The organism is Magnetospira thiophila, from assembly GCF_054657015.1.
In genome coordinates, this window is record NZ_BAAHXF010000001.1 from 1,562,804 (window position 1) to 1,589,389 (window position 26,586).

The window sequence follows — 26,586 nt, forward strand, 5'->3', positions numbered from 1 at the left end:
TATCGCCTCCGGTCCGCATTGCTGTTCGAAAACCAAAAAAATACCCTCGCCCCCTCAAAACGAGAGCGCGATGGCAATCTGTGTTCATGCTCTTACTAGAACGTGCTGCTAAAATAAGCTTGTAGGGGAGCAACATCAAGGGGTGCTTCACGCATGGCGGCAATGGCATGTACGGCCGCTCTGGCCCCGGCAATGGTGGTGAAATGGGGCACGTTGAGAGTCAGCGCCGACCGGCGGATGCTGAAACTGTCCTTGATCGCCTGGGTGCCCTCGGTCGTATTGATGACCAGTTGTACATCGCCACTCTTGAGCGCATCAACACAATGGGGGCGACCTTCCTGAACCTTGTTGATGCCGGTGACGGTCAAGCCATGGCGGGTCAACAAAGCCGCCGTGCCGTGCGTGGCCATCAAGGAAAAGCCCATGCGCGCCAGATCCCGCGACAGATGCACCGCCGCTTCCTTGTCCTGATCGCGCACCGATACGAACACCGTGCCTTCCTGCGGCAACACCGACCCGGCCCCCAACTGGGCCTTGGCGAAGGCATGGGCAAAATCCTTGTCGATGCCCATCACTTCGCCGGTGGATTTCATTTCCGGACCCAAAATCACATCGACACCGGGGAAGCGAGCAAACGGGAACACCGCCTCCTTGACCGCGATATGCTTGAAGTTAGGACGTTCCGGTAAATTAAAACTGGCCAGCTTTTCTCCGGCCATGACCCGGGCGGCGATCTTGGCGATGGGCACACCGGTAGCCTTGGCGACAAACGGCACCGTGCGCGAGGCCCTGGGATTGACCTCCAGAATGAAGATCTCGCCATCCTTGACAGCGAATTGCACGTTCATCAGGCCGACCACGTTCAGGCCCTTGGACAGCAATTGAGTTTGACGGCGCAATTCCTCGATCACCGTATCCGGCAACGAGTGAGGCGGCAGGGAGCAGGCGGAATCGCCGGAATGGATGCCCGCCTCCTCGATATGTTGCATGATCCCGGCCACATAGATGGTTTCGCCGTCGCTGACCGCGTCCACATCCACCTCAATGGCGTCCTGCAAGTACTGATCGAGCAGAATCGGGGTCTCGGCATTGATCTCCACCGACACCAGTCCCTTGAGCTTTTCGATCATCAGGTGTTCGAAATAGGCGGCCAACCCCTCCGGCGAATGGACGATCTGCATGGCCCGTCCGCCCAACACATAGGACGGACGCACCACCACCGGGTAGCCCAGATCACCGGCCTTGATCATGGCTTCGTCGGCCGAGGCGGCAATGGCGTTATGGGGTTGCCGCAGCCCCAGTTTCTTGAGCAGGACCTGAAAGCGCTCGCGGTCTTCGGCCAGATCAATGGAATCCGGTGACGTGCCGAGGATGGGGATACCCGCTTCCAGTAGGGCCTGCGCCAGATTCAATGGAGTTTGCCCCCCCAACTGCACGATGACGCCGCGAAGATCGCCCCGGGATTGTTCGACCCGCAGCAATTCAACGCAATCTTCGGCGGTCAGCGGTTCGAAAAACAGCCGATCAGAAGTGTCGTAATCAGTGGAAACCGTTTCCGGGTTGCAGTTGACCATGATCGATTCATAGCCCGCGTCCTTCAACGCATAGGCCGCATGGACGCAGCAATAGTCGAATTCGATGCCCTGGCCGATGCGGTTCGGACCGCCGCCCAGGATCGCCACCTTGGCGCGATCGGACGGCGCCGATTCGCATTGCGGCAGGGTCACCCCATCACCGCGGTAACTGGAATACATATATGAAGTCTGGGAGGCAAATTCACCGGCGCAGGTATCGACCCGCTTGTAGACCGGGTGAACGTTCAAAGAGGTGCGGCGCGACGTGACCCAGGATGCGGGCTGTTCCACCAACTCGGCCAAACGAGCATCGGAAAAACCCATTTTCTTCAATCTGAGCAGGCCGGGAGCATCGCCGGGAATACCGTCGGCCTGGATCTCTTCTTCGGCATGGACGATTTCCTGAATGCGGGCCAGGAACCAGGGATCGTATTTGCAGGCGGCGCGGATTTCTTCCAGAGTCAGCCCAAACCGGAACGCCTGGGCAATGACCAGCAACCGATCCGGGCGAGCCGTCGCCAACGCGGCTCGAATGGTTTCCGGGGAGACGTCGCGCACTTCCTTGAGGCCAGTCAGCCCGGTCTCCATGGAGCGCAGGCCTTTTTGCAGCGATTCGGTAAAGGTCGCGCCGATGGCCATGGCTTCGCCGACGGACTTCATCGAGGTGCTCAGCAAGGCTTCGGTGCCGGGAAACTTCTCGAAGGTAAAACGCGGAATTTTGGTGACCACATAATCAATGGTCGGCTCGAAGGACGCCGGGGTCACCCCGGTGATATCGTTGTCCAGTTCGTCCAGGGTATAGCCGACGGCCAGCTTGGCCGCCACCTTAGCGATGGGAAATCCGGTGGCCTTGGAGGCCAGGGCCGAAGAGCGGGACACCCGGGGATTCATCTCGATGATGATCATCCGGCCATCGTCCGGATTGATGGCGAACTGCACGTTGGAGCCACCCGTATCGACGCCGATTTCACGCAGCACCGCCAGCGAGGCGTTGCGCATGATCTGATATTCCTTATCGGTCAGGGTCAGGGCCGGGGCGACGGTGATGGAATCCCCCGTATGGACGCCCATGGGGTCGACGTTCTCGATGGAACAGATGATGATGCAATTGTCCTTGCGGTCACGCACCACTTCCATCTCGAATTCTTTCCAGCCGATAATGGATTCCTCAACCAGACACTGATGGGTCGGCGAGGCGGCGAGACCGCTGGCAATGATATTGTCGTATTCTTCCCGATTGTAGGCCACACCGCCGCCGGAACCGCCCAGGGTATAGGCCGGACGAATGATCACCGGCAGACCGATTTTATCCAGGGCGTCGCGGGCCTCGCCCATATTGTGAACCAGAGCACTGACGGCGCTTTCCAGGCCAATGGCGGTCATTGCCTCGCGGAACCGTTGCCGATCTTCAGCTTTGTCGATGGCATCGGCATCGGCGCCAATCATTTCCACCCCGTGCCGCTCCAGCGCTCCCGACTTGAACAGCGACATGGCCGTATTGAGCGCCGTCTGGCCGCCCATGGTGGGCAGCAGGGCGTCGGGTTTTTCCTTGGCGATGATCCGTTCGACGATTTCCGGGGTAATCGGCTCCACATAGGTGGCGTCGGCCATGGCGGGATCGGTCATGATGGTTGCCGGGTTGGAGTTCACCAGGATGACCCGGTAGCCTTCCTCACGCAGGGCCTTGCAGGCCTGAGCGCCGGAATAGTCGAACTCGCAAGCCTGGCCGATCACAATCGGCCCGGCCCCAATGATGAGGATGGATTTGATGTCTGTACGTTTGGGCATGACGGCTCTTTTTTCATGTCACAAGGCGGCGGGGACTTATTACACCAGCCTCGCCCGCGAGAACACTTTTGTTTTCGCGGGCGGGTGACTTTCTGATCCGTATTCACCCGTCATGACCCTCATACACACCGCCATCAGCATTCTTGTGGCAAGCTTGACAGTTGGATTTCGGCCCACGCCATCCCACGGCGCGGTAATGGGTACTGACCCACATGGGCAGCTCGGTGATTCGCAAGAGTGTCTTGCCTTCCCGAATGCCGAACAGAAACCCACCATAGGGCGCGGGTGCGCCTGCATTTGCGACCAAATAAGTCTCGATCTCTTTCCGGGTCTGTTCGTCCAACGTGGCATCCTCACCGAAATGATTACCCAAGTCGGCCATAATGGCTTTCCATGATGGGGCGGGGAGCAAGCCCGGTTGGAATGCCAAGTGGCAAGCCCCGCATTCTTTTTTTGTAGCAGCGTTGGAGATTGTCGAAAAACTCATTATTCCATGGTCTGCGAAAGCTTGAGATATGAAGAGTACGGATAACAAGATGGTCGAAGGGATCCATTTCATAGTTTTTTATCCTTTTATTCGATAAGGCCCCTGCGGACTTAGTCGTCTTCGTAAACGCCACGGTCTGCGGCCCGGTGGCAAGCGATGCAGTTGGCTTTCGACCCCACTTCCTTGCGCTGCCACGCCGATGCCGGCACCTCTTTTTGATGCTCGCGCACCCATTTGGGCAGTTCGGTGATTCGCAGGGGAGTGTCCTGATCACGGACTCCGCGCAACATGCCGTCGCCCCAAAGACTCGTTTTGGCGGCATTGGCGACCAAATAACTTTCAATATCGCGCGCCGTGGCATCTGGCAATTTGGCATCTTCACCAAAATGATTGCCCAGATCGGCCATCAAAGCCGTCCAAGACCGAGCCGGTAGAAATCCGGGTTGAAACGCCATATGACAGGCCCCGCATTCCTTTTTTGTTGGCGCGTGGGTCACCGCACCATAATTCTCATCGGCCCGTGACGTTGTGGCAAAGGGAAGGCTGAGGGCCAAGGCAAAAAGAAGTTTTTTCATGGGAGTTCTCCTGGATTGAAATTGATTATTGGCCGATCATGTAAGTCAGAAAGTCGCCTTTTTCGGTTGCTGTGCATTCGCGACCCAGAACGGCCCGGCAATTGCGCCCAAACCATTTCTCGACCTTTTCCGGATCGGTGAAGCGGGTCGGAGTGCGCGACAAGGCGATGGGATCGATGGATTTTCCGGCCCGGGTCTGACCCACGGCGGTGGGGTCCTTGGTATGGCAGGTGGTGCAACTCGGAGTATCCGGTTTGCCGGTGTTGAACATGGCCTGGAACAGAGCCTCGCCGCGCGCTGCGGAGAACGCCTCGCCCGCCTGTTGGGCATACTGGTTCAGAAGGCTGTCCCGTCCGGCATCGGCCAGGGCAGGGGAGGCGGTCAAGAGGGCCAGGATAAACAGAGTCTTTTTCATGATTTTGTCTCCGGTATTTGGATCATGCGTAAGGTGAACAGTCCCTGAGCGGCGTCCTTGTGACAACTGCCGCAGTTGGTCTTGCCGCCGACCTTGGGGTCTTTGAAATCGGCGTCGCTCAGATCATGGTGAATGCGCGTCCATCGGCGGGTGCTGGTGATGCGCAAAGGGTCTTGGACATTGGGCTTGCGGAACAAATGAGCCGCCTTGGTGTCCCAATGTTCCGCCGCGCCTTGTTGCAAATAGTCTGAGATTTCCTGGGCCAGATCCGCGCTCAGGCTGGCGTCCTCGCCAAAATGATCGGACAGATTTGACATGACCTGATGCCAGGTTTCGGCGGGCAACAAACTGGGCGGAAAGGCATAATGGCAATCGCCGCATTCCTTGGCGTAACGACTGCCCGTGACATCTTTGGGCAGATAGTCCCCCGTCGGCGCGGCATTGCTTCGAACGCCCAGGAAAGCGGCCCCGGCGAGCAAGGCGATCAGCAGACCGGAACCGATCAGCGAGACAGCGGTGCGGGGTGCCCTCGGCGCGGGTTCCGTCCGCAAGATCTTGTGACCGGTGATCATGGCGCGCGGCAGATTTTCGCCGCTCAACAGGCTTTCCGCTGCGACTCCCAGCAAGTGTCCGGCAATCAGCACCATCAACAAGGTGGAGAGGACCTCATGCACTTCGGCCAGCTGATGTCCAAAGGCATAAGAGATCAATCCGGCCAGGGGACCCAGCTTCTCCACACCACCCAGTGCCGCGAGGCCACTGGCAATCTGGCCGAGGAGCAGCGCCAACAAGGCAAAGATCATCACCGCGCCGGCCGGATTGTGACCCACATGGGACGAGGGTTGGCGCAGCAACAAGGATCGGAAATGGGCCAGGGTAGCGGCGGGCGAAAACAAAAAGCTCTTGAAACGGCTATAGGGTGCACCGACAAAGCCCCAGAGCAGACGAAACACCACTAATGCCGCGACCGCATAGCCCAGCCCCACATGCAACGGCTGCATCCAGGCCGGAGCGAACAATCCGGTTCCCAGGGCACCGACGACGCTCAACACCAGCAACCAGTGAAACAGGCGAGTCGGTAAATCCCAGATCTTGGCATGGCGGGACGGCGTGGCGGGCATGGCGGTTGTCCTCGAGTCGTTGATTTGTTGAGCCCACTCTAGCCGGGTCAGGCTGTCGCGATCCTGAAGCGCGGTTTAAGCTCCCATTCAGCTTTGTTCAGGCAGACTGGATGCCTATTGAATGGGTGAGGCATAATGAATTCCAAGCACCTCGCAATGGCTCTGTTGATGTTCGCCTGTGCCGCCGGAGGCCGGTCGGCCTGGGCTGATGAGCCGGTGCCGATGTCGTTGCTGTTGGAAAAAGTGGCCAAGGAAATTCCTGGCCGGGTGCTCAAGGTCGAGCTCGAAGAAGATCACGACAGCCCGAGCGGTCAGAAGTACGAAGTGAAAATTCTGCGCGAGGACGGACGGGTGGTCGAAATGGAACTGGATGCGGTGAGCCTCGACGTGCTGGAGGTGGAGGAAGGCCATGACTGGTTCCATCGCAAAAAGGGCCACAAGTCTCACCAGGAGGACGATTGATGCGCCTGCTGGTGGTGGAGGACGATCCGGCCATGATGCGGCAACTTCGGTTGGCACTGGAGGGGGCGGGTTATGTGGTGGACACCGCCCTGGACGGCGAGGAAGGGCATTTTCTCGGGGATACGGAACCCTATGATGCGGTGGTGCTCGATCTGGGATTGCCCAAGCGCAGCGGCCTCAGCGTGTTGGAGCAATGGCGGCAGGATGGGCACGCTCTGCCGGTGCTGATCCTGTCGGCCCGCGACAGTTGGCGCGAAAAGGTCACCGGCCTGCGAAGTGGTGCCGATGACTACCTTGCAAAACCCTTTGAAATGGAAGAACTTCTCGCCCGAATCGAGGTGTTGGTCCGACGCGGTGCGGGACAGTCGCAGTCAATCCTGTCGTGCGGCGGGTTGCGACTGGACGCAGCGGCGGGGCGCATCACCTTGGACGCCGCCCCGCTGAGTCTGACCGCCTTGGAATATCGGTTGCTGGCCTATCTGATCCATCACGCGGAAAAGGTGATTTCCAAGACCGAACTGACCGAGCATATCTATGCCTATGACGGCGATCGGGATTCCAACACCATCGAGGTGTTGATCAATCGGCTGCGCAAGAAAATCGGCAATGCCTATGTGCACACCCATCGCGGTCGCGGCTACCAGTTGACAGCGCCTCATGATCCAGCGTGATTCCCTCGCCCTGCGGCTGGCTTTGTCCTCCACCGTGTGGATCGTGCTGACGCTGGCCGGGGTTGGCGTGGTTCTGGTCTATCTGTTCGAAAACCATATCCAATTGCGGTTCGAGCAGCAATTGTCCGATCATCTGGAGGAACTGGTGGCGGCGGCGGAGGTCGATGCCCAGGGCCGCCTGGTCCTCACATGGTCCCCCGCCGATCCCCGCTTCAATCGCCCCCATTCCGGCTGGTATTGGCGCATTCGAGGGCTGGACGATACGACGGATGGCAAAGCCTCCACCTCGCTGATGGGCGAGTCATTGCCGACCCCGGACCCCGGAGAGTTGCTGCGACAACATGTGCTTCATCTTCCGGGTCCGGATGCCCAGGAACTGTTTCTCTATGAACGGGCCATTGGCTTGCCACGGGCCACGCAACCCTATCTGTTTACCGTGGCCGGACCGGTCTCCGACGTGGAATCGGATGTTGCAAACTTCGCGCAACTCGTTGTGATCGTTCTGGTTTTTCTGGCTTTTTTTCTGACAGGTTTGGTCTGGTTCCAGATTGTTTTTGGGTTGCGCCCGCTGGGCCGCATCCAACGAAACCTGAGCCAGATCAGGGACGGCACGGCGCAGCACCTGCCCGAGGATTATCCTCGCGAATTGCGCCCCCTGGTCCGGGACTTGAACGATTTGTTGGACTATAACCGGTCCCTGCTGGCCCGCGCCCGCACCCAGGTGGGCAATTTAGCCCATGCGTTAAAAAACCCTCTGGCAGTTTTGACCAATGAGACCGCAGGCCTCGACGGTGAACAGGGCGAAATGTTGCAACGTCAGGTTTCGCAGGCGGTGGAGAACGTGAATCGCTACCTGCACCGGGCTCGGATTGCCGGATCGGCCAACATGCTGGGTGCATCCGCGTCATTGGATTCCGTGATTGAGGATCTGGTATATTCGTTCAATATTTTGTACCGGGCGCGCGGCGTCGTGATTCAGGTGAACGGACTCGATGGCATCGTGTTGCGGGTGGATCGGGAAGACCTGGAAGAAATGATTGGCAACCTGATGGATAACGCCTGCAAATGGGCGACCACGCAGGTTCGGGTGGCGGCCCGGAAGAATGAAGATGAGATCATCCTTTATGTGGACGATGACGGCCCAGGCATTCCCGAAGAGCAGCGTGCCGTTGCCCTGACGCGAGGTCAACGGCTTGATGAATCAGCCCAAGGCAGCGGGCTAGGATTGAGCATCGTGCGCGAGATCGCCGAACTTTATGGCGGTGCCTTGCGCCTCGACCGCGCGCCGCTCGGTGGCCTGCGGGCAGAACTTCGGTTGCCCTTTAAACCGGCTCAATGAGGATCAACCGGATATCATTGACGTTGGTGCCGGTTGGACCGCTGTTCAGTGACGCGCCCAGTTGTTCAAACAACCCATGACTATCATTGTTTTCAAGGTATTCATGGGGGTCCTGGCCCAGGGCACGGGCGTGATCGAGAATGTCCGGGCCGATCATCGCCCCGGCCGGTCCGCCGATGCCGTCCGAACCGTCGCTGTCGGCAGCCAGGGCATGAATGCCGGGCGCGCCGTCCAATGCCAGGGCCAGGGCCAACAGATATTCCCGGTTCGGCCCCCCCTGTCCCGCTCCGGCCAGAGTAACGGTCAGTTCGCCGCCAGACATCAGAAGCGTCGGGCGTGATATTTGTTGTTGCAACCGCAACGCCTGTAGGCCGTGACGCGCCCCCATTTCCCGCGCCTCGCCTGCCAGGGAATCGCCCAGGGATTGCACCGTCAGCCCGGCCTGGGCGGCGCGTGCCGCCAGCGCCGCCAGGGCATCGGCGGCCCGTGCGATGATCCGGTATTCGGTGTCGGCAAAACCGCTTTTGGGGGATTCCGCCTGCGGTTTTTGCAAGTGCGCCCAGACCGCCGCCGGAACGTCGATGGACCAATGGCGAAGGATGTTCCGGGCATCGTCAAGGGTTGTCGGATCAACCACTGTCGGACCGGAGGCGATGACCGCCGGGTCGTCGCCGATCACATCGGAAATGGCCAGGGTGAGCAGCCGGGCCGGATGAATGGCCTGAGCCAGACGGCCTCCCTTGATCGCCGAAAGATGTTTGCGCACGCAGTTGATCTGGTCGATGGGTGCCCCGCAGGCGAGCAGCGCCCGGGTGACCGCCTGCTTATGGGCCAGGGTCACTCCCGGCGCGGGCAGGGTGAGCAACGCCGAGCCGCCGCCCGACAACAGGCACAAGGTCAGATCGTCTTCAGTCAGTCTGCGGGCCAGTTCCAGCATTCGTCGCGCCGCCGCAGGCCCACGGTCATCGGGCACCGGATGGGCCGCCTCGACGATCTCGATGCGATCACAGGGCAGGCCGTGACCGTCGCGAGTCACCACCAGGCCGCTCAGGGGACCATCCCAATGATCTTCCAGGACCCGCGCCATTTGAGCCGAAGCCTTGCCCGCGCCAAGAATCAGGGTGCGTCCCCGGGGCGGATCGGGCAGATGTGCGGTCAGACAGCCCGAGGGCTGCACGGCGGCCACCGCAGCCTCGAACAAATGGCGAAGCAGAGTCAAAGGGTCATGGATCATCAGCGGATGATAGAAAATTAAATGCGTCCCGACTATACTCCGCCGTCCCATCTCTGTTGACCCACCGCGAGGCCGCCTTGCTTGCCGTCCTGGACCATCTGACCACGGGAATCCGGCCTTATTTGCTGCTGAGTCTCTGGTGTCTGCTGCTTTATGCGACGACCATCGCCGCCCTGCCACCGATGGACCGCGACGAGGCGCGTTTTGCCCAGGCCTCGGCTCAGATGCTGGAAACCGGCGACTATGTGCGCATTCGATTCCAAGATCAGGCGCGCAACAAGAAACCAGCCGGGATCTATTGGCTGCAAGCGGCGTCGGTGAATCTGCTCAGTTCGGTGGAGGCGCGGGCCATCTGGGCCTATCGGGTGCCCTCGGCGTTGGGAGCCTGGGTCGCCGTGCTGCTGACCTTCGCCACCGGGACCCGGTTGTTCGGTCATCGCACGGCACTGCTGGGGGCCTTGTCCCTGGGCGGCTGTCTGATGCTGTTTCTGGAAGCCCATCTGGCCAAGACCGACGCGGTGCTGCTGGCCTGCGTCCTGGCGGCGCAATTGGCCCTGTCGCGGATTTATCTGGATTTTTCCAATGGGGAACGGGCCGGGGCGGTTTGGCCCTTCTGGCTTTGGCTGGCACTGGGGTTGGGTTTTCTGATCAAGGGGCCGATCCCGCTGATGGTGGTCGTCCTGACGGCGCTCACCCTCTCGCTGGCCGACCGGGATGCCCAGTGGTTGAAGGGACTGCGCGCGGGATGGGGGGTGCCGCTGATGCTGGTCGTCGTGCTGCCCTGGTTCATCCTCGCCGGTCAGGCCTTCATCACCGACGCGGTGGGTCAGGACCTGCTGCCCAAGTTGATGGGCGGCCAGGAATCCCACGGGGCACCGCCGGGCTATTATCTGCTGTTGATGGTCGTGTTCCTGTTTCCGGCGTCGCTATATGTCTGGCCGACCCTGTTTCGCTCCTGGAAGGTCCGCCTGCATCCGGGGATACGCTTTTGCCTCGCTTGGCTGATTCCGGCCTGGATCGTCTTCGAGTTGATCCCGACCAAGCTGCCCCATTATGTGCTGCCGCTGTATCCGGCCCTCGCCCTGCTGGTCGCCCGAGCGGTGCTGACGACGGAACAAAGCGGCTGGGGAAGCCGAGTGGGACTGCTGATCTGGGCGCTGGTGCCGATGATCCTCGGCGGCGCGGCCCTCGCGTTGCCGATCACCCATGGGGGCGGGTTCGATCCGCTGGGACTGATTCCCGCCGGGCTGGCCCTGCTCTGTCTGGGACTCACTTTCCCACCCGCTTGGCGCGGCGATATCGCGCAAGCCTACGGGCGTGGCCTGCTCACCGGGGCGTTGTTATTGGTGGCGGTGATGGGGCTGACGCTGCCCCGGCTGACGGTGATGTTCGGCAGTCAGGCGGTGGCCGATATGTTGGCCGACGACCCCCGACCGCTGGCGGCGGCGGGCTATCACGAGCCGAGCCTCGTCTTTTTGTGCGGCACAGCCACCCGGCTGGTCGGCCCCGAGACGGCGGCGGGACACCTGTTGAGCGGCAGTGGTCCGGCCCTGGTCAATGATCGGGACTTGGCGCAGTTCGAGCAGGCCCTGGGTGAGCAACAACTTGCTCCCCTCTGGGAGGGGCGGTATTTCAATTATTCCCGCGGCCGTTGGGAAATCCTGTCGCTGTTCATGCCCCCGGAGCCCGAGCGATGAAGACCCTTTGGCGCCTTGCCCGCCGTGCCCCGCTGCGAATGTCCCTGCTGCTGCTGGGCGTGACCGCCGGGTTGAGCATTGCCTTGTGGGATCAGGATGTTGCCCACTTCTATAAGACTCAGGCCGATCCCGATCTGGTCGCTTTTCTGGCCTCCATCACTGATCTGGGCAAGCCGGAAGCCTGGTTCGTGCTCGCCGCTGTGGGACTTTTGATATCAAAATGGCGGCTATATTTCGTTGTCGAATCGGCAGCGCGGGCCTGGTGGACCAAGGTTGGCGACGCGGCGGCCTTTGTCGCCATGTCGCTGGCTTTGTCCGGAGTGCTGGTCAATCTGTTGAAACTGCTGTTCAGCCGCCACCGGCCAAGGGATTTGTTCGAGCAGGGTGTGAGCGGCTTCAACCTGTTCGGGTTCGACAGTGCTCTGCATTCCTTTCCGTCCGGCCATACCCAGGTCGCCGTGGCCCTGGCCGCCTGTTTGGTGGTGATCCTGCCGCGCTTCGATCATCTGTTCGTGGCCTTTGCCCTGCTGATCGGATTCACCCGCTTCGGCACTAGCGTGCATTACTTTTCAGATGTGTTGATCGGGGCCTGGGTCGGTCTGGTGGTGCCGGTCTGGCTGCTCCGGTCGGTCTATGCACGGCGTGGAATCGACCTTCGTTTCGGCCCCCGGGCAGGCTTGTTGGTGCGTCTTCGGGATCATCTGGATGGCTGGGCCGGAGTGACTTGTGCGGCGGCGGAATCGTCCTATACTGCGCGCCCGTCGGATCCCCGCAAGCAAGAGGAACAAGGCTGATGAGTGGTGACGTGAAAAAAGTGGTGCTGGCCTACTCGGGCGGCCTGGACACCTCCATTATTTTGCGCTGGCTGCAAGATGTCTATCAGTGCGAAGTGGTCACCTTCACCGCCGACCTGGGCCAGGGCGAGGAGCTGGAACCGGCCCGCGCCAAGGCCGAGATGATGGGGATCAAGGAGATCTATATCGAGGATCTGCGCGAGGAGTTCGTTCGCGACTACGTGTTTCCCATGTTCCGCGCCAATGCCCTGTACGAGGGCACCTATCTGCTCGGCACCTCCATCGCCCGGCCCTTGATCGCCAAGCGACAGATTGAAATTGCCCGTCAGGTGGGGGCCGATGCCGTCTGCCATGGGGCGACCGGCAAGGGCAACGATCAGGTGCGGTTCGAATTGGGCTATTACGCTCTGCAACCGGATATCAAGGTCATCGCCCCGTGGCGCGAATGGGACATGCAATCCCGTTCCGACTTGATTGCCTATGCGGAAAAGCATCAGATTCCGGTGCCCAAGGACAAGCGCGGCGAGTCTCCGTTTTCCCAGGATGCCAACCTGCTGCATATTTCCTCCGAAGGGAAAATTCTTGAAGACCCGTGGGACGAGCCCGACTTCGATCTGATTCTGTCGCGCATGGTCACCCCTTGGGACGCCCCCGACAAGCCGACCGAAATCACCATCGACTTCGAACAGGGCGACCCGGTAGCCATTGATGGGGAGCGGCTGTCTCCGGCCAACTTGCTGGCCCGCCTCAACGCACTGGGCGGGGCCAACGGCATCGGTTGTCAGGATATCGTCGAGAATCGCTTCGTCGGCATGAAGTCGCGTGGCGTATACGAGACCCCCGGCGGCACCATCTTGCTGCATACCCGGCGCGCCATGGAAAGTCTGTGCCTGGACCGGGGGGCCGCGCACCTCAAAGACGAAATGATGCCGCGCTATGCGGAGATGATCTACAACGGCTTCTGGTTCGCCCCGGAACGACTGATGCTGCAGGCGGCCATCGACCAGAGTCAGCAACGAGTCACCGGCACCGTGCGGGCCAAGCTCTACAAGGGCAACGTGATCGTCGTAGGACGGAAATCCCCCAACAGCCTCTACTCGGAGAAGATCGCCACCTTCGAAGCCGATCAGGGGATCTACAACCAGCGCGACGCGGAAGGCTTCATCAAGCTCAATGCCCTCCGGTTGCGACTGCAAAAAATGGCACACAAATAAGGGCTTATGGTTTTTGTACAAATGCCTATAAGTACAATAAAAAAGTGCCATTACGGCACATGAACATTATATCCTGTGTATATTAGGGGCTAGGAATATCCGCGTCTTTGTATGACGTGGGAAGTTGTGCTATACTCCCTAGCATTAAAGAGGCTTGTGCGAATTCCGCAAATCCGTGGGGAAAACTGGGACCCCCGAATTAATCGGAGCGGAGACGGCACATGAAAGCCCTGGAAACGACAGCACGACAATTTGCTGACCCGTTTTTATACTGGGAGGATGTTATGAACCGAACCGATTTGACGGTCGTCTCCGGAGGGCCTGCCCCTGATCGTGGTGGCGTGGAAATGCCGCTGGAGGAACTGCTGCGGGATGCCGCCATGCGCGCCCTGATGTCCAGCGACGGCGTACGCCAGGAAGAACTGGTGGCCTTGATGAACAACGTCCGCCACCGTCTCGCCCTCGCCGCCGCCGCCTGAAACAAATCGGTCGGGGACCTCAGGCGCTCGAACGTTTGATGACGTCCGCGTAGCGGGTCATGAGCTTCTGGCTGCGTTTCAGCACGAAGCGCGTGGCGTCCGGGTAGTCGGTGAAGCTGTAGGCGTCGCGCGCCACACGAATGAGATTTTCCCGCAACAGCGAGAGCGTCCACAGGCTGTGCGTGAACAGCGGCTTGCGCGGCACGGCGGCCTGATCCGGAAACAGCGCCAGCGCCCGCTCGAAGGCCCGGATGGTACCGTCGAATGCCACGGCGTGGCGGACCCCGTCCTTGGACAGGGACCCCAAATCCGCAGCCATGGCGGTGACCATGTGACTGCTCACCGGCTGGGCCAGACGGGCCGGAAAGGTTTGTTCGGGCTTCGCATGCTCCAATGTTTCCACCAGCGAGATGAACACATTGAGGCTCTGCTCCATATCGGCAAGCAGCGCCCGGGCCACCCGTCGCCGACGCGACTTGTTCTCGCTCCACCGCCACAGCGCGGCGGCCAGCAGCCCCGAGAGCACGGCAATAGCCGCGCCGGATGTCTGGCTCAATAGATCCAATTCAGGCATATGTTGCCTCCCCTATAACGGCTCTCCCTTGAGCATGCGCGGCAGATCGCCGACCAATCCCATGGCGTGGCGCATAAAAAACTTTTTCAGTGGCGGAATCCGATCGACCACCGCCAAACCCATGTCACGGGCCATTCGCAGCGGAGGTATATTGTTGGAAAACAAACGATTGAGCCCATCGGTCAGGGCCAGCATCATGGTGTTGTCGAAGCGCCGCCAACGGGCATAGGCGGCCAGCACGTCGGGGGCTCCGATATCCTGCCCCAGACGATGGGCATCCACCACCACCTCGGCCAGGGCGGCCACATCGCGCAGCCCCATATTAAGGCCCTGTCCGGCGATGGGGTGCATGCCATGGGCCGCGTCGGCAACCAGGGCGAGCCGCCGGTCGGTGTCGCGGTGGGCATATTGTAGCGATAACGGATAGGCGAAACGCGGCCCGGAAACCTCGATGTCGCCCATGAAATCGCCAAAGCGGCGGCGCAACTCCTGCAAAAACGCCGCATCATCCAAGGCCATGATCGCCGGAGCCAGTTTCTCGCGCTCGGTCCAGACGATAGACGAGCGATGGCCTTTCAGCGGCAGAATGGCGAAGGGGCCACTGGGCAGGAACCGTTCGTGGGCGATATTGCCATGCGGCTGTTCGTGGGTCACGGTGCAGACGATGCCGGTCTGGTGATAGGACCAACGGGTGAGGGGGATACCCGCCTCCTCGCGCACCCGCGAGCCGCGCCCGTCGGCTCCGACCAGCAACTTGGCGCGCACGGTCCGGCCATCGGGCAGGCTGGTGGTGACCCCCCCGGCGGTGCGCTCAATGGGTCCGGCTTCCGCCGGAGCCGCCCAGACCACCCGATCAAGGGTCGGCAACTTGCGGGCCAGGGCGTGGCGCAGGGTCTGGGTCTCGATCATGAACCCGAACGGCTCGTCGCCGATGGACTCATGGTCATAATGCAGAAACATCAGGGACTCCCCGTCGGTGACCCGGATATCGCCGATGGGATTGACCTCGTCGGCCATCAAGTCCCACAGATCGGCCCCGACCAGCAGCCGCTTGGCCGCCAGGGCAATGGCGAAAGCGCGCCCGTCATAGGTGGCGGTGAGGGCGGCCTTGGGGTTCTCCCGGTCGATGACGACGGATGACACCCCGCCCCGCGCCAGGGCGCAGGCCAAGGTGCCGCCCGCGAAGCCGCCGCCGACGATCAGAACATCGGTATCCAGAATATTTTCACGCGCCGCCGCTGCCGTCATGAGTTGGAAGTCCTTCTTGTCACCTGTCCCTGTCTCCCGTTTAGCAGATCTGCCCGCAATTTGTGCGCCTAAATAATAGGCATCGCATACTAAATAATCATTAACTGCTGTTCATCCCGGCGTCCCCTGCAAAGGATTATGCTTCATGGGGAAACAAACACCACCCATTTCAAGACTCTAAATCCTTTTTTCGAAGTTGGCACGAACATTGAATATAAGCCGGACGAGAGAGACGGCCATGCAGGTCGTTTCCACATGGTCCATCAGGAGGAGCCAGCGCAATGAAGCTGATTACCGCCGTTATCAAGCCCTTTAAGCTCGACGACGTGCGGGAATCCCTTTCCCAACTCGGGGTACAGGGGATGACCGTCACAGAGGTAAAGGGATTCGGCCGCCAAAAAGGGCAAACCGAAATCTACCGCGGCGCTGAATACGTCGTGAATTTCCTGCCCAAGGTGAAACTCGAAATCGTGGTCGCCGCCGACATGGCTGAGAAAGTCGTCGAGACCATTCAACAGACTGCCCGCACCGACAAAATCGGGGACGGCAAGATTTTCGTGGTCGACGTGGAAAAGACGGTCCGCATCCGGACCGGCGAAACCAATGGCGACGCCATCTAGGAGGATATGATCGATGTATTCCATTAAGCGATTGGCTGGTGTGCTGACCCTGGGCGTTCTCGCCCTGGGGATCAGCGCCGATCCGGCTCGAGCCGAGGTCTCTGGGGAGACTCAGTTCATCTTCAACAGTTTTTCATTCCTGGTCCACGGGTTCCTGGTGCTGTGGATGGCCGCCGGTTTCGCCATGCTCGAAGCCGGTCTGGTGCGCACCAAGAACACCGCCATGCAGTTGCTCAAGAACATCGGCCTGTTTTCCATCGCCGGCATTATGTTCTACCTGATGGGCTATAACCTTATGTATGACGGTGTCGACGGCGGGTTCATGGGTGGGATCTCCATCTGGGGCGCCGACGACAGCGCCGTGCTGGCCGAAGGGGCGGTGATCGAAGGTGGCTATGCGGCTTCGTCCGACTGGTTCTTCCAAATGGTCTTCGTCGCCACTGCGGCCTCAATCGTGTCCGGCACCTTGGCCGAACGGATCAAGCTGTGGCCGTTCATGATCTTCGTGGTCATTCTGACCGGCATCATCTACCCGATCCAGGGTTCCTGGGAATGGGGCGGCGGCTGGCTGAACACCGACTCCTTCATTGCCTCTTTCGGTAACGAGTTCAAGGACTTCGCCGGATCGACCCTGGTCCATTCCGTGGGCGGCTGGGCGGCCCTGGCTGGGGCCATCATCCTCGGCCCGCGTAAAGGCAAATTCGGCAAGGACGGCTCTGTGCATCCGATCCCAGGCTCCAATCTGCCGCTGGCCACGCTGGGCACCTTCATCCTGTGGCTTGGTTGGCTGGGCTTCAACGGCGGGTCGCAGCTCGCCATGGGCTCTGCTGCCGATGTGGTCGCCATTTCCAACATCTACGTCAACACCACCATGGCCTCGGCCGGTGGCGTGGTGGCCGCGATGATCCTGACCCAGGTGATCTACAAGAAGGTCGATCTGACCATGGCCCTCAACGGTGCCCTGGCCGGTCTGGTGTCCATCACCGCCGCGCCGGACGGCAGCTCCGTGATGCTGTCGATCCTGATCGGTGCCATCGGTGGTGCGCTGGTGGTCTTCACCGTGCCGTTGCTCGACAAGCTGAAGATCGACGACGTGGTTGGTGCCATCCCGGTACACTTGGTTGGCGGCATCTGGGGCACCATCGCGGTGGCCATCACCTACGGCAGTGAAGGCGCGTCCTTCATGGCGCAGTTGGTGGGTATCGTTTCCATCGGTGCCTTCGTTCTGGTGTCCTCGGCCATTGTCTGGTTCATCCTCAAGGTGACCATCGGTATCCGGGTCAGCGAAGAAGAGGAAGTGCTGGGTCTCGACAAGACCGAGCTGGGCCTGGAAGCCTATCCGGAATTTGGTTCCGGCTCCAAGGCCATCTAATCGAATTCCCGGCGCGGTTCCCCCTTTTTTGAACCGCGCCGGGTTGCTTCTTCGGAGAGGTCCTCCCTGTCTTTCTCCGAAGCTTGGGCCATCCGGCCCGAAATGACGACGACGATTACTCCCCTATCGCAACTTGACCGGGCGGTCCCACCGCCCGGTCTTTTTCGTTGCGGCGCGACGCCGAAAGCCCGATAAACAGCCCCATGATCAATCAGCGTCTCGATCTTTTGAACGACTATCCGTTCCAGCGTCTGCGTGACCTGCTGGACCCCCTGGGGCCGCCGCCGGGGGTTGCCCCGCTGGTCATGTCCATCGGTGAGCCGCAGCATCAGCCGCCGTCTTTTGTCGCCGAGGTCATTGCCGCCCACCAGGACCAGTGGAATCGCTATCCGCCGCCCAATGGCACGCCCGAATTGCGCCGCGCCATGGCCGACTGGCTGACCCGGCGGTTCGAATTGCCTGAAGAAATGATCGACGCGGAGCGCCATCTTTTGCCGCTGGCCGGGACCCGCGAAGGGCTGTTTCAGGCGGCGCTGCTCTGCGTGCCGCAAAAAAAGGCGCATGCCAGGCCGCCGGTGGTATTGATCCCCAATCCCTTCTATCAGGTCTATGCGGGGGCCGGGCTCATGGCCGGGGCGGAGACCGTCTGCCTGCCCGCCACCGATGCGACCGGCTTTCTGCCCGACCTCGATGCCCTGGATCCGGACCTGCTGACCCGCACCGCCCTGCTCTATCTCTGTTCACCGAGCAATCCACAGGGCGCCGTGGCCTCCATCGACTATCTGGAACAGGCCCTGGATTTGGCCCATGCCTACGATTTCGTGTTGGCAATGGACGAATGCTACGCCGACACCTACGACGCGGCCCCCCCGGCGTCGGTTTTGCAGGCCGGCGCGCGACTGGGCTATGGGCTGGGCAATCAGTTGGTGTTTCATTCCCTGTCCAAGCGTTCCAGCGCCCCCGGCCTGCGGTCGGGGTTCGTGGCCGGGGACCCGGACCTGATCACCCTGTTTGGACGCCTGCGCTCCTATGCCGGGGCCACCGTGCCGCTGCCGATCATGGCTGCCTCCGCTGCCCTGTGGGACGATGACGCCCATGTGGTCGAGAACCGGGCCCGGTATCGGCAGAAATTCGATGTGGCCGAACGGGTGCTGGGGGGGCGTTTCGGCTTCCGGCGACCAGCGGGCGGATTTTTTCTTTGGCTGGACGTGGGCGATGGCGAGGAAGCGGCGCGGAAGTTATGGCAACAGGCGGCCCTGCGGGTGTTGCCCGGGGCCTATCTGGCGCGCCCCGACGAAAACGGCGTCAATCCTGGACAGCCCTATATCCGCATGGCCCTGGTCCATGAGCCCGACGTGATCGAAGCCGCCTTGAGCCGCTTGGTCGAGGTGCTCCGTTAAGGTCTTGGTAAGCGCCTTCGTGGCAGGATTCGCATATGGCACGCACCAACACCCCCGTGGCACGACCGCCGCTGTTACCGGCGACCGCCGTGCAGTTTATACGCCGCCGCCTGATCGAAGGGGCGGGGCTGCTGGTCTGCGTTCTGGCGGTGCTGCTGGGGATCGCCCTGGCCAGTTTCTCGCCCGCCGATCCCTCCTTCAACAGTGCCGGATTCGGCCCCATCGGCAACCGCCTCGGCGCGCCTGGGGCGCTGATCGCCGATATGGCCTTGCAGGGACTGGGTTGGGCCGCCTGGGCCTGGGTGGTGGTTCCCTTCGTCTGGGGCCTGCGTATTTTGTTCAAACAGACCCAGAGTCATTGGGAAGGGCGGTTGGCTCTGTTGCTGACCGGCACCCTGTTTCTGTCGATCTCCCTGACTCTGTTGCCGATTCCAGATTTCTGGCCGTTGCGGGTCGGTCTGGGCGGTGTTGCCGGGGTTTTGGTCATTGACGGCCTGATGCCGCTGCTCGTCGCCGCCGGTTGGACCCTGGGTCCCTGGCCGATTGCCCTGCTCAGCACCGGTCCGGCCCTGGTTGCCTTGTTCCTGGCCCTGGGGATCAGCCGCGCCCAATGGCGGCGGGTCGGGGAACGGATGGTCGACGGGGCCTTGGTGATCGGGGCCTTGCTGCGCCCGCTGGGACGATACATGGGACGGCACGGTCAGGCGTGGCTGGAAGAGGGGCGTCAGGCCCTGCAAGCCCGACAAGCGGCCCGCATGGCGCGTCGGGAAGCAGCCACACCAGAAGCCTTGCCCCCCGAGGAACCCACGCCGGAGGTGGCGGCCCGTCCGCCCTCTGCCGAGGTACTGCTGCGCCGCCCGACCCCCAAGCAACCGGTGGCCGCCCCGGAGGTCGAAGAGCCCGACGTTCCGACCAAGAAAATCGCCGTCGATGCGCGCCAGAAAGAGCCCATCAAACCCCGCCAGGGCCGCCAGGGTTCGTTGAATCTGGGCGATACCCTGGAGTCCTTCGACCTGCCACCGCTCAACCTGCTGGCCCCGACCCCGGCCCCGACCCGCGACCCCGGCCTGGACAAGGAAGCCCTTGAAAATAATGCCAGATTGCTGGAAACGGTGCTGGAGGATTTCGGCGTGCGCGGCGAGATCGTCAAGGTGCGCCCCGGCCCGGTGGTCACCTTGTACGAACTGGAACCGGCACCGGGCACCAAGACCTCGCGGGTGGTCGGTCTGGCCGACGATATCGCCCGTTCCATGAGTGCCATTTCGGTGCGTATCGCGGTCATTCCCGGTCGCAGCGTCATCGGTATCGAACTGCCCAACGCGACCCGCGAGACGGTCTATCTGCGTGAAATGCTGGCCTCGGCGGATTTCGAGAAATCCTCGGCCAAAATGTCCCTGGCCCTGGCCATGGGCAAGGATATCGGCGGCACCCCGGTGACCGTCGATCTGGCCCGCATGCCGCATTTGCTGGTTGCGGGCACCACCGGCTCCGGCAAGTCGGTGTCGGTCAACACCATGATCCTGTCGCTGCTTTATCAATATCCGCCCGAACGCTGCCGCTTCATCATGATCGACCCCAAGATGCTCGAACTGTCGGTCTATGACGACATTCCGCATCTGCTGGCCCCGGTGGTCACCGAACCGGGCAAGGCGGTGGTGGCGCTCAAATGGACGGTGCGCGAGATGGAAGACCGCTACCGGGCGATGGCCAATCTGGGCGTGCGCAACATCGGCGGCTATAACCAGCGTATCATTGAGGCGCGCAAGAAGGGCGAGACCCTGACCCGCCGGGTGCAGACCGGGTTCGACGTGGACAGCGGCAAGCCGGTGTTTGAGGATGTGGAACTGGACATGACGCCGCTGCCGTTCATCGTTGTGGTGGTGGACGAAATGGCCGACCTGATGCTGGTCGCGGGCAAGGATATCGAAGGGGCCATTCAGCGCCTGGCCCAGATGGCCCGCGCCGCCGGCATTCATCTGATCATGGCGACCCAGCGCCCATCGGTGGATGTCATCACCGGCACCATCAAAGCCAACTTCCCGACCCGGGTCAGCTTCCAGGTGACTTCGAAAATCGACAGCCGCACCATTCTCGGTGAAATGGGCGCAGAGCAACTGCTCGGCATGGGCGACATGCTCTATATGGCCGGGGGCGGACGCATCACCCGGGTGCATGGTCCCTTCGTCACCGACGAGGAAGTGGAAGACGTGGTGGCGCACCTGAAAAAGCAGGGTGAGCCGACCTATGTGGAAGCGGTCACCGAGGAAACCGACGACGACGGCGGGGCAGACATGGGCGCTGCCGGGGCCGGGCGCGAGAAATCCGACGATCCGCTGTACGACGAAGCCCTCGCCCTGGTGGCCCGCGAACGCAAGGCCTCGACCAGTTTCGTGCAGCGTCATCTGCAAATCGGCTACAACCGTGCCGCCCGCCTGATCGAGCGCATGGAAGTGGAGGGGGTGGTCAGCAAGGCCAACCGCACCGGCAAGCGCGAGGTTCTGGTGGGCGACCATAGCGGCCTCGACTCCTAGTCGGCCGCCCGCTACAAAGAGCTTCCCAATTTTGCCATGATTGTCCTGGATGGTTAACCCATGCGCGTCCTGTTGATTCTGCTCCTGGTCTGTTTCGCCGTCCCCGTCGGGGCGGTGGAGGCGCGGGTTTTCACCGCCGAAGAGCAGGTCATGCTGAAAAAGGTCGAGGGCTACCTCAATTCCGTCAAGACCCTGCAATCGCGCTTCATTCAGGCCACCTCCCAGGGGGGCTACACGGAAGGCACCCTGTACCTGTCGCGCCCCGGCAAGTTGCGTTTTGAGTACGATCCTCCGGCTCCGTTCTTGTTGGTCGCCAACGGCACTTGGCTCATCTACGAAGACAAGGAACTGGATCAGATCAGTTATCTGCCCCTGGGCTCAACCCCGGCCGCGTTGCTGGTCAGCGAGAATCTGGTGATTAACGGCGATGAGGTGCAGGCGATTGATCTGGTCCGCGACAAGGGCCTGGTCGCGGTCACCCTGGTGCAGACCGACAATCCGGAAAACGGTCAGTTGACGCTGATCTTCAATGAAAAGCCGATGGTTCTGCGGCAATGGGAGATCATCGACGCCCAGGGCACACAGACCGTGCTCACCCTCAATAAGACCCGCACCGGACTTACCCTGGACAAGGAATTGTTCGTTTACCATGACCCCCGCCACCAGGGCACGGGGATCAAGCTGGACTGAACGAGCCATGCAACTGCCGCATGACTGATATTTTATCGTCCCCTTGAACTTTTTACATCGCAATGCCACATAGGATTCATAACGGGACCGCATTGCAATGATGTGACCCGGGGAATGATGGTATCCCCTGCCGTCTTCCCGGCTCCCCCCAAAGGAGCATGGAGGCGTCCGATTACCCCCCTGATCGGACGCCTCTTCCTTTGTCCCCTTGCCAAGGCCGTGCCGTCCGGGCAGGCTGGCACCCCATGGAACTGAAAATCACCACCTGGAATGTTAACTCCATCCGCAAGCGGCTTGATCATTTGGGCTGGCTGGTAGACGCGGAAAACCCTGACGTTCTCTGCCTCCAGGAAACCAAGGTCGTTGACCGGGATTTTCCCGAGCTGGTTTTGCGCGCCCTGGGTTATGAGCATGTGCTGTGCCATGGTCAGAAGTCCTATAACGGGGTGGCCATCGCCAGCCGTTTTCCGCTGCACGATCCCGAGACTTATTTCTGGGGCGGACGGGAAGAGGCCCGGCACCTTTCGGCGGTGCTGCATTGCGCAACGAATATGACGCCCATCGAGATCCATAATCTGTATATTCCGGCTGGCGGCGACAAGCCCGATCCGCTGCTCAATTCGAAATTCGCGTATAAATTGGACTATCTCAGCGCCCTGGCCCACTGGTGGCTGGCCCGCACCGCTGCCGACCAATCTCCCATGGTGCTGGTTGGCGATCTCAATGTGGCGCCGCTGGAGTCCGATGTGTGGGACCATCAGCGCCTGCGTCGGGTGGTCACCCATACGGAGATTGAGATTGCCCATCTGGAGCAATTGCGCCGGGCCGGTCGATGGGTCGACGCGGTACGCCATTTCCATCCCGATGATGAAAAGATTTTTTCCTGGTGGAGCTATCGCGCTGCCGGCTGGGACGAGGCTGACAAGGGCCGCAGGCTCGATCACATCTGGGTCACTCCGCCGCTGGTCCCGGCGCTGACCGGGGCCAGCCTGCTGCGCGAGGCTCGCGACTGGCGAGAACCATCGGACCATGTGCCGGTTTCGGTGACCTTGAGCTTATGACTCTCGGTTGATCGCGTCGTCGCCCTCTCCGGCCCGGAACGGCTGGAGCAGCATTTGGTCCAACCTTTGATCCACCGGCTCCCGGAACTGGTCGAGGCCGATGGTCATCGCCGTGTGCCCCGCCTGAGGCTGGGCCTGATAGGTACCGAAAATGCGATCCCACCAGGGCAGATTGAAGCCGAAATTGCTGTTGGTCTCGACGGGCAGCACCGAATGATGGACCCGGTGCATGTCCGGGGTCACGATGAGCAGGCGCAACAGTCGATCCAGCCCCAGAGGCAGGCGCATGTTGCCATGATTGAACATGGCCGTGGCATTGAGCGCCACCTCGAAAATCAGCACCGCCGCCACGGGCGCGCCGAGCAGGGCGATCATCGCCAGCTTGATGCCCAGCGACAGCAGGATCTCGATGGGATGAAAGCGCGCCCCGGTGGTCACGTCGTAATCGGTGTCCGCATGGTGCATGCGGTGCAGCCGCCACAGCAGCGGCACCGCATGGAACATCACATGCTGAAAATAGATCGCCATGTCGAGCAGGACGACACAAAGCACTATGGCTAGGCCCTCGGGCACGCCCAGTTGCGGCATCAACCCCCAGCCCTTATCCGCTGCCAGGGCGGCAAAGCCAAGCGGTGCCAAGGGCAGGATCAGACGCCCCAGAACGCTGTCCAAAACAACAATCCCGAGGTTCGAGGGCCAGCGTGCCCAACGGCTCAAGAGTCGCGCCCGGCGGGGGAACAAGGCCTCGGCTGTGGCGACAAACACGAACACGCCGAAGAAGGCGCCCAGGCGAATGGCAATCTCGTAGTCGGTCAAGAAAGTGTTCATCCGGGGAGTATACGCCCCCTTTCATATTAGAAAAGGCCGATAGGTAACGTCTTTACAGAAGGAATTGCGGCTCGTTATGCTGCATTGCGAGATCATAAGAAAGACCTCAGGAATGGCGGAAAAGCCGAGAGAAACCCCTTTGATGGTGTACCGTAATCTGGTGCATCAGGGGGACCTGCACGCCGATCCGGGCCAGGCTTTGGCGGTGGAAAAGTTTCAGTCCTTGTATCACGCCCTTCTGCGCTACCGCCCGGATACCGGCCAGCAGGGCTGGAAGGCGCGGTTCGGTCTCGGTCGACGGCGCGACGCGGTGCCGCAGGGACTCTATCTCTATGGCGGTGTCGGTCGCGGCAAATCCATGCTGATGGACATATTTCATTGCCTCGCCCCGACCGAGGCCAAGCGGCGGGTGCATTTTCACGCCTTCATGCAGGAGGTCCAGGGGCGTCTGAACAGGCTGCGCCAGAAAGGCAGCCACCGGGGCGATCCCATTTCAGCGGTGGCGGCGGAAATCTCGTTCGGCGCCTGGCTGCTCTGTTTCGACGAGTTTCAGGTCACCGACATTGCCGATGCAATGATCCTCGGACGGCTGTTCGAGGCGCTGTTCGAGGGCGGTGTCGTTGTGGTGGCAACTTCCAACCGTGCCCCCCGGGACCTCTACAAGGACGGCCTGCAACGGGATCGCTTTCTGCCCTTCATCGAGTTGATAGAACAACGCATGGACGTGCTGCAACTGCAAGGCCCGACCGATTTCAGATTGCTGGATATGACCCGCGTGCGCGCCTACCTGACCCCGATCACCGACCAGACGGAGCAGGAACTGGAACAAATATTCCAGAAACTCACCGATGGGGAGGCGGTGCGCCCGGACAGCATTTTGGTGCATGGCCGACTGGTCGATATCGGCGTCGCTACCCCCGGCGTGGCCCGCTGCACCTTCGAAGAACTCTGCTGTCGCCCCCTGGGACCGGGGGATTATCTGGCCCTGGCGACCAAGTACCACACCTTGGTGCTATCGGACATTCCGCGCCTCGGCCCGGACCGGCATAACGAGGCCAAGCGGTTCGTCGCCCTGATCGATTCCCTGTACGAGCACCGAACCAACCTGTTCTGCACCGCCGAGACCCCGCCCGAGTTGATTTATACGGAGGGTCTGGGCAGTTTCGAATTCGCCCGCACCGCCTCGCGACTGGCCGAGATGCAGGCGGCCCATTACCTGGCCACGCCGCACTTGACCTAGGGGCAGGTTGCACTGCACAATGACAGTGTCGGAGCGGACCAACACATTAGAAACACCTAATTTTGTTGTTATATTTCAGGGTTCCGGGCGGTTATTCTCCTTGCCCGTCGCTGTGAATCGCGCTACTACCTTTCTGGGTGGTTTTGTGCGCCGCGACAGGGTGGGTGCGGACAAAATTCAGTACTATCTGGCTTTGCTACTAGGGAAAGGGATGTCCATGGCACGCAACAAAATCGCATTGATCGGCGCCGGAAATATCGGCGGAACGTTGGCTCATTTGATCGGGCTGAAGGAGCTCGGGGATGTGATGATCTTCGACATTGCCGAGGGCCTGCCCCAGGGTAAGGGCCTGGACATCGCCCAATCGACCGCCATTGAGGGCCTGAACTGCGCCTATGCGGGCACCAACAGTTATGCGGACCTCGCGGGTTCCGATGTGGTCATCGTCACCGCCGGGGTGCCGCGCAAGCCGGGGATGAGCCGCGACGATCTGATCGGTACCAATGCCAAGGTCATGAAGTCGGTCGGCGAGGGCATCAAGGCCCATTGCCCGGGTGCCTTTGTGGTCTGCATCACCAATCCGCTGGATGCCATGGTCTGGGCCCTGCGCGAGGTCTCCGGGCTGCCCCACAACATGGTGGTCGGTATGGCCGGGGTGTTGGATTCGGCGCGGTTCAGCTATTTCCTGTCGCAAGAATTCGGGGTCTCGGTGGAAGACGTCAATGCCTTCGTGCTCGGCGGTCATGGGGATACCATGGTGCCGCTGCTGCGCTACTCCGCAGTGGCCGGAATTCCGGTGCCCGACCTGATCAAGATGGGCTGGTCGACGCAGGAAAAAATGGACCAGATCGTGCAGCGGACCCGTGACGGCGGGGCCGAGATCGTCGGCCTGTTGAAGTCCGGTTCGGCCTTTTACGCCCCGGCGGCGGCCGGCATTCAGATGGCCGAGGCCTATCTGCGGGACCAGAAGCGCGTGCTGCCCTGCGCCGCCTATGTGAACGGCCAATATGGTGTCGATGGTGTCTATGTGGGCGTGCCGGTGGTCATTGGTGCCGGGGGCGTCGAACGGGTGGTCGAAATCGACCTGAACGCCGAGGAAAAAGCCGGTTTCATGAAATCCGTGGATGCGGTCAAGGGGCTCATCGAAATCACCAAGACCATGATGTAATCAG

Annotated in this window: 24 protein-coding genes; 15 read left to right on the top strand and 9 right to left on the bottom strand. The window is 61.1% G+C overall.

The genetic code is table 11. The annotated features are described in order from the left end of the window. Window positions 1-95 precede the first annotated feature (95 nt). From carB to ACYQ1P_RS07595, 5 genes are all read right to left on the bottom strand, one after another. Window positions 96-3,362, bottom strand: coding sequence for a carbamoyl-phosphate synthase large subunit (gene carB, locus ACYQ1P_RS07575; RefSeq protein ID WP_460019734.1), 3,267 nt, complete (start codon window positions 3,360-3,362; stop codon window positions 96-98). 103 nt (window positions 3,363-3,465) lie between these two features. Further along, a complete protein-coding gene (locus tag ACYQ1P_RS07580; RefSeq protein ID WP_460019735.1) occupies window positions 3,466-3,921 on the bottom strand; it encodes a cytochrome C in 456 nt (151 codons plus the stop codon). A 38-nt stretch (window positions 3,922-3,959) separates the two neighbouring features. Further along, a complete protein-coding gene (locus ACYQ1P_RS07585; RefSeq protein ID WP_460019736.1) occupies window positions 3,960-4,424 on the bottom strand; it encodes a diheme cytochrome c in 465 nt (154 codons plus the stop codon). A 25-nt stretch (window positions 4,425-4,449) separates the two neighbouring features. Next, window positions 4,450-4,839, bottom strand: a complete 390-nt coding sequence (locus ACYQ1P_RS07590) for a DUF1924 domain-containing protein (protein WP_460019737.1) — start codon at window positions 4,837-4,839, stop codon at window positions 4,450-4,452. Further along, window positions 4,836-5,960: a cytochrome b/b6 domain-containing protein gene (locus ACYQ1P_RS07595; RefSeq protein ID WP_460019738.1), complete on the bottom strand. Its 1,125-nt coding sequence runs from the start codon at window positions 5,958-5,960 to the stop codon at window positions 4,836-4,838. Before ACYQ1P_RS07595 ends, ACYQ1P_RS07590 begins: the two co-directional genes overlap by 4 nt. Window positions 5,961-6,095: 135 nt before the next feature. On the opposite strand from ACYQ1P_RS07595, the gene ACYQ1P_RS07600 reads away from it, so the two are divergent. The 3 genes from ACYQ1P_RS07600 to ACYQ1P_RS07610 are packed head-to-tail and all read left to right on the top strand — an operon-like array spanning window position 6,096 to window position 8,432. Continuing rightward, complete coding sequence (locus ACYQ1P_RS07600; protein ID WP_460019739.1) at window positions 6,096-6,422, top strand: PepSY domain-containing protein; 327 nt, start codon at window positions 6,096-6,098, stop codon at window positions 6,420-6,422. Beyond that, the gene (locus ACYQ1P_RS07605) at window positions 6,422-7,093 is read left to right on the top strand and encodes a response regulator transcription factor (RefSeq protein ID WP_460019740.1); all 672 of its coding nucleotides are present in this window, start codon (window positions 6,422-6,424) and stop codon (window positions 7,091-7,093) included. The genes ACYQ1P_RS07600 and ACYQ1P_RS07605 overlap by 1 nt, the downstream gene beginning before the upstream one ends. Next, complete coding sequence (locus ACYQ1P_RS07610) at window positions 7,080-8,432, top strand: ATP-binding protein (protein WP_460019741.1); 1,353 nt, start codon at window positions 7,080-7,082, stop codon at window positions 8,430-8,432. Before ACYQ1P_RS07605 ends, ACYQ1P_RS07610 begins: the two co-directional genes overlap by 14 nt. On the opposite strand, the gene ACYQ1P_RS07615 is transcribed toward ACYQ1P_RS07610, so the two are convergent. Next, entirely contained in the window at window positions 8,416-9,666 is a 1,251-nt protein-coding gene (locus ACYQ1P_RS07615) for a glycerate kinase type-2 family protein (protein WP_460019742.1), read from the bottom strand. The genes ACYQ1P_RS07610 and ACYQ1P_RS07615 overlap by 17 nt on opposite strands. Window positions 9,667-9,743: 77 nt before the next feature. On the opposite strand from ACYQ1P_RS07615, the gene ACYQ1P_RS07620 reads away from it, so the two are divergent. From ACYQ1P_RS07620 to ACYQ1P_RS07635, 4 genes are all read left to right on the top strand, one after another. Beyond that, window positions 9,744-11,363, top strand: a complete 1,620-nt coding sequence (locus ACYQ1P_RS07620; RefSeq protein WP_460019743.1) for an ArnT family glycosyltransferase — start codon at window positions 9,744-9,746, stop codon at window positions 11,361-11,363. Beyond that, window positions 11,360-12,157, top strand: a complete 798-nt coding sequence (locus ACYQ1P_RS07625) for a phosphatase PAP2 family protein (RefSeq protein ID WP_460019744.1) — start codon at window positions 11,360-11,362, stop codon at window positions 12,155-12,157. The genes ACYQ1P_RS07620 and ACYQ1P_RS07625 overlap by 4 nt, the downstream gene beginning before the upstream one ends. Further along, window positions 12,157-13,371, top strand: a complete 1,215-nt coding sequence (locus ACYQ1P_RS07630) for an argininosuccinate synthase (protein ID WP_460019745.1) — start codon at window positions 12,157-12,159, stop codon at window positions 13,369-13,371. Before ACYQ1P_RS07625 ends, ACYQ1P_RS07630 begins: the two co-directional genes overlap by 1 nt. 284 nt (window positions 13,372-13,655) lie before the next feature. Continuing rightward, a complete protein-coding gene (locus tag ACYQ1P_RS07635; RefSeq protein WP_460019746.1) occupies window positions 13,656-13,850 on the top strand; it encodes a hypothetical protein in 195 nt (64 codons plus the stop codon). Window positions 13,851-13,869: 19 nt separating this feature from the next. Here ACYQ1P_RS07635 and ACYQ1P_RS07640 read toward each other — a convergent pair whose 3' ends face one another. Both ACYQ1P_RS07640 and ACYQ1P_RS07645 read right to left on the bottom strand, forming a co-directional pair. Beyond that, window positions 13,870-14,424 carry a hypothetical protein gene (locus ACYQ1P_RS07640; RefSeq protein WP_460019747.1) on the bottom strand — a complete coding sequence of 185 codons (555 nt, stop codon included), beginning with the start codon at window positions 14,422-14,424 and terminating at the stop codon, window positions 13,870-13,872. Window positions 14,425-14,436: 12 nt separating this feature from the next. Beyond that, window positions 14,437-15,672 carry a UbiH/UbiF/VisC/COQ6 family ubiquinone biosynthesis hydroxylase gene (locus ACYQ1P_RS07645; RefSeq protein ID WP_460019748.1) on the bottom strand — a complete coding sequence of 412 codons (1,236 nt, stop codon included), beginning with the start codon at window positions 15,670-15,672 and terminating at the stop codon, window positions 14,437-14,439. 281 nt (window positions 15,673-15,953) lie between these two features. Between ACYQ1P_RS07645 and ACYQ1P_RS07650 the strand changes: the two genes are divergently transcribed. From ACYQ1P_RS07650 to ACYQ1P_RS07675, 6 genes are all read left to right on the top strand, one after another. Beyond that, window positions 15,954-16,292: a P-II family nitrogen regulator gene (locus ACYQ1P_RS07650; protein WP_460019749.1), complete on the top strand. Its 339-nt coding sequence runs from the start codon at window positions 15,954-15,956 to the stop codon at window positions 16,290-16,292. A gap of 13 nt (window positions 16,293-16,305) precedes the next feature. Then, window positions 16,306-17,664 carry an ammonium transporter family protein gene (locus tag ACYQ1P_RS07655; protein ID WP_460019750.1) on the top strand — a complete coding sequence of 453 codons (1,359 nt, stop codon included), beginning with the start codon at window positions 16,306-16,308 and terminating at the stop codon, window positions 17,662-17,664. Between the two features lie 203 nt (window positions 17,665-17,867). Further along, entirely contained in the window at window positions 17,868-19,064 is a 1,197-nt protein-coding gene (locus ACYQ1P_RS07660) for an aminotransferase class I/II-fold pyridoxal phosphate-dependent enzyme (protein WP_460019751.1), read from the top strand. 35 nt (window positions 19,065-19,099) lie between these two features. Further along, window positions 19,100-21,595 (top strand): DNA translocase FtsK, encoded by a 2,496-nt coding sequence (locus ACYQ1P_RS07665; RefSeq protein ID WP_460019752.1) that lies wholly within the window; start codon window positions 19,100-19,102, stop codon window positions 21,593-21,595. Between the two features lie 60 nt (window positions 21,596-21,655). Further along, complete coding sequence (locus ACYQ1P_RS07670; protein ID WP_460019753.1) at window positions 21,656-22,285, top strand: LolA family protein; 630 nt, start codon at window positions 21,656-21,658, stop codon at window positions 22,283-22,285. A gap of 245 nt (window positions 22,286-22,530) precedes the next feature. Beyond that, window positions 22,531-23,346 carry an exodeoxyribonuclease III gene (locus ACYQ1P_RS07675; RefSeq protein WP_460019754.1) on the top strand — a complete coding sequence of 272 codons (816 nt, stop codon included), beginning with the start codon at window positions 22,531-22,533 and terminating at the stop codon, window positions 23,344-23,346. Here the strand turns inward: ACYQ1P_RS07675 and ACYQ1P_RS07680 are convergent. Then, entirely contained in the window at window positions 23,341-24,174 is an 834-nt protein-coding gene (locus ACYQ1P_RS07680; protein WP_460019755.1) for a sterol desaturase family protein, read from the bottom strand. The two genes, ACYQ1P_RS07675 and ACYQ1P_RS07680, sit on opposite strands and share 6 nt — an antisense overlap. Window positions 24,175-24,316: 142 nt before the next feature. On the opposite strand from ACYQ1P_RS07680, the gene zapE reads away from it, so the two are divergent. Then, window positions 24,317-25,414 carry a cell division protein ZapE gene (gene zapE, locus ACYQ1P_RS07685; RefSeq protein ID WP_460019756.1) on the top strand — a complete coding sequence of 366 codons (1,098 nt, stop codon included), beginning with the start codon at window positions 24,317-24,319 and terminating at the stop codon, window positions 25,412-25,414. A gap of 217 nt (window positions 25,415-25,631) precedes the next feature. Beyond that, the gene (gene mdh / locus ACYQ1P_RS07690) at window positions 25,632-26,582 is read left to right on the top strand and encodes a malate dehydrogenase (RefSeq protein WP_460019757.1); all 951 of its coding nucleotides are present in this window, start codon (window positions 25,632-25,634) and stop codon (window positions 26,580-26,582) included. Window positions 26,583-26,586 lie beyond the last annotated feature (4 nt).

Coding starts and splice junctions, on each gene's coding strand:
- ACYQ1P_RS07630 (WP_460019745.1), top strand. CDS start 12,157: ATGAGTGGTGACGTGAAAAAAGTGGTGCTGGCCTACTCGGGCGGCCTG.
- ACYQ1P_RS07590 (WP_460019737.1), bottom strand. CDS start 4,839: ATGAAAAAGACTCTGTTTATCCTGGCCCTCTTGACCGCCTCCCCTGCC.
- ACYQ1P_RS07615 (WP_460019742.1), bottom strand. CDS start 9,666: ATGATCCATGACCCTTTGACTCTGCTTCGCCATTTGTTCGAGGCTGCG.
- carB (WP_460019734.1), bottom strand. CDS start 3,362: ATGCCCAAACGTACAGACATCAAATCCATCCTCATCATTGGGGCCGGG.
- ACYQ1P_RS07595 (WP_460019738.1), bottom strand. CDS start 5,960: ATGCCCGCCACGCCGTCCCGCCATGCCAAGATCTGGGATTTACCGACT.
- ACYQ1P_RS07610 (WP_460019741.1), top strand. CDS start 7,080: ATGATCCAGCGTGATTCCCTCGCCCTGCGGCTGGCTTTGTCCTCCACC.
- zapE (WP_460019756.1), top strand. CDS start 24,317: ATGGTGTACCGTAATCTGGTGCATCAGGGGGACCTGCACGCCGATCCG.
- ACYQ1P_RS07580 (WP_460019735.1), bottom strand. CDS start 3,921: ATGAAATGGATCCCTTCGACCATCTTGTTATCCGTACTCTTCATATCT.
- ACYQ1P_RS07650 (WP_460019749.1), top strand. CDS start 15,954: ATGAAGCTGATTACCGCCGTTATCAAGCCCTTTAAGCTCGACGACGTG.
- ACYQ1P_RS07680 (WP_460019755.1), bottom strand. CDS start 24,174: ATGAACACTTTCTTGACCGACTACGAGATTGCCATTCGCCTGGGCGCC.
- ACYQ1P_RS07640 (WP_460019747.1), bottom strand. CDS start 14,424: ATGCCTGAATTGGATCTATTGAGCCAGACATCCGGCGCGGCTATTGCC.
- ACYQ1P_RS07605 (WP_460019740.1), top strand. CDS start 6,422: ATGCGCCTGCTGGTGGTGGAGGACGATCCGGCCATGATGCGGCAACTT.
- ACYQ1P_RS07665 (WP_460019752.1), top strand. CDS start 19,100: ATGGCACGCACCAACACCCCCGTGGCACGACCGCCGCTGTTACCGGCG.
- ACYQ1P_RS07585 (WP_460019736.1), bottom strand. CDS start 4,424: ATGAAAAAACTTCTTTTTGCCTTGGCCCTCAGCCTTCCCTTTGCCACA.
- ACYQ1P_RS07660 (WP_460019751.1), top strand. CDS start 17,868: ATGATCAATCAGCGTCTCGATCTTTTGAACGACTATCCGTTCCAGCGT.
- ACYQ1P_RS07675 (WP_460019754.1), top strand. CDS start 22,531: ATGGAACTGAAAATCACCACCTGGAATGTTAACTCCATCCGCAAGCGG.
- ACYQ1P_RS07645 (WP_460019748.1), bottom strand. CDS start 15,672: ATGACGGCAGCGGCGGCGCGTGAAAATATTCTGGATACCGATGTTCTG.
- ACYQ1P_RS07655 (WP_460019750.1), top strand. CDS start 16,306: ATGTATTCCATTAAGCGATTGGCTGGTGTGCTGACCCTGGGCGTTCTC.
- ACYQ1P_RS07635 (WP_460019746.1), top strand. CDS start 13,656: ATGAACCGAACCGATTTGACGGTCGTCTCCGGAGGGCCTGCCCCTGAT.
- ACYQ1P_RS07600 (WP_460019739.1), top strand. CDS start 6,096: ATGAATTCCAAGCACCTCGCAATGGCTCTGTTGATGTTCGCCTGTGCC.
- ACYQ1P_RS07670 (WP_460019753.1), top strand. CDS start 21,656: ATGCGCGTCCTGTTGATTCTGCTCCTGGTCTGTTTCGCCGTCCCCGTC.
- ACYQ1P_RS07625 (WP_460019744.1), top strand. CDS start 11,360: ATGAAGACCCTTTGGCGCCTTGCCCGCCGTGCCCCGCTGCGAATGTCC.
- mdh (WP_460019757.1), top strand. CDS start 25,632: ATGGCACGCAACAAAATCGCATTGATCGGCGCCGGAAATATCGGCGGA.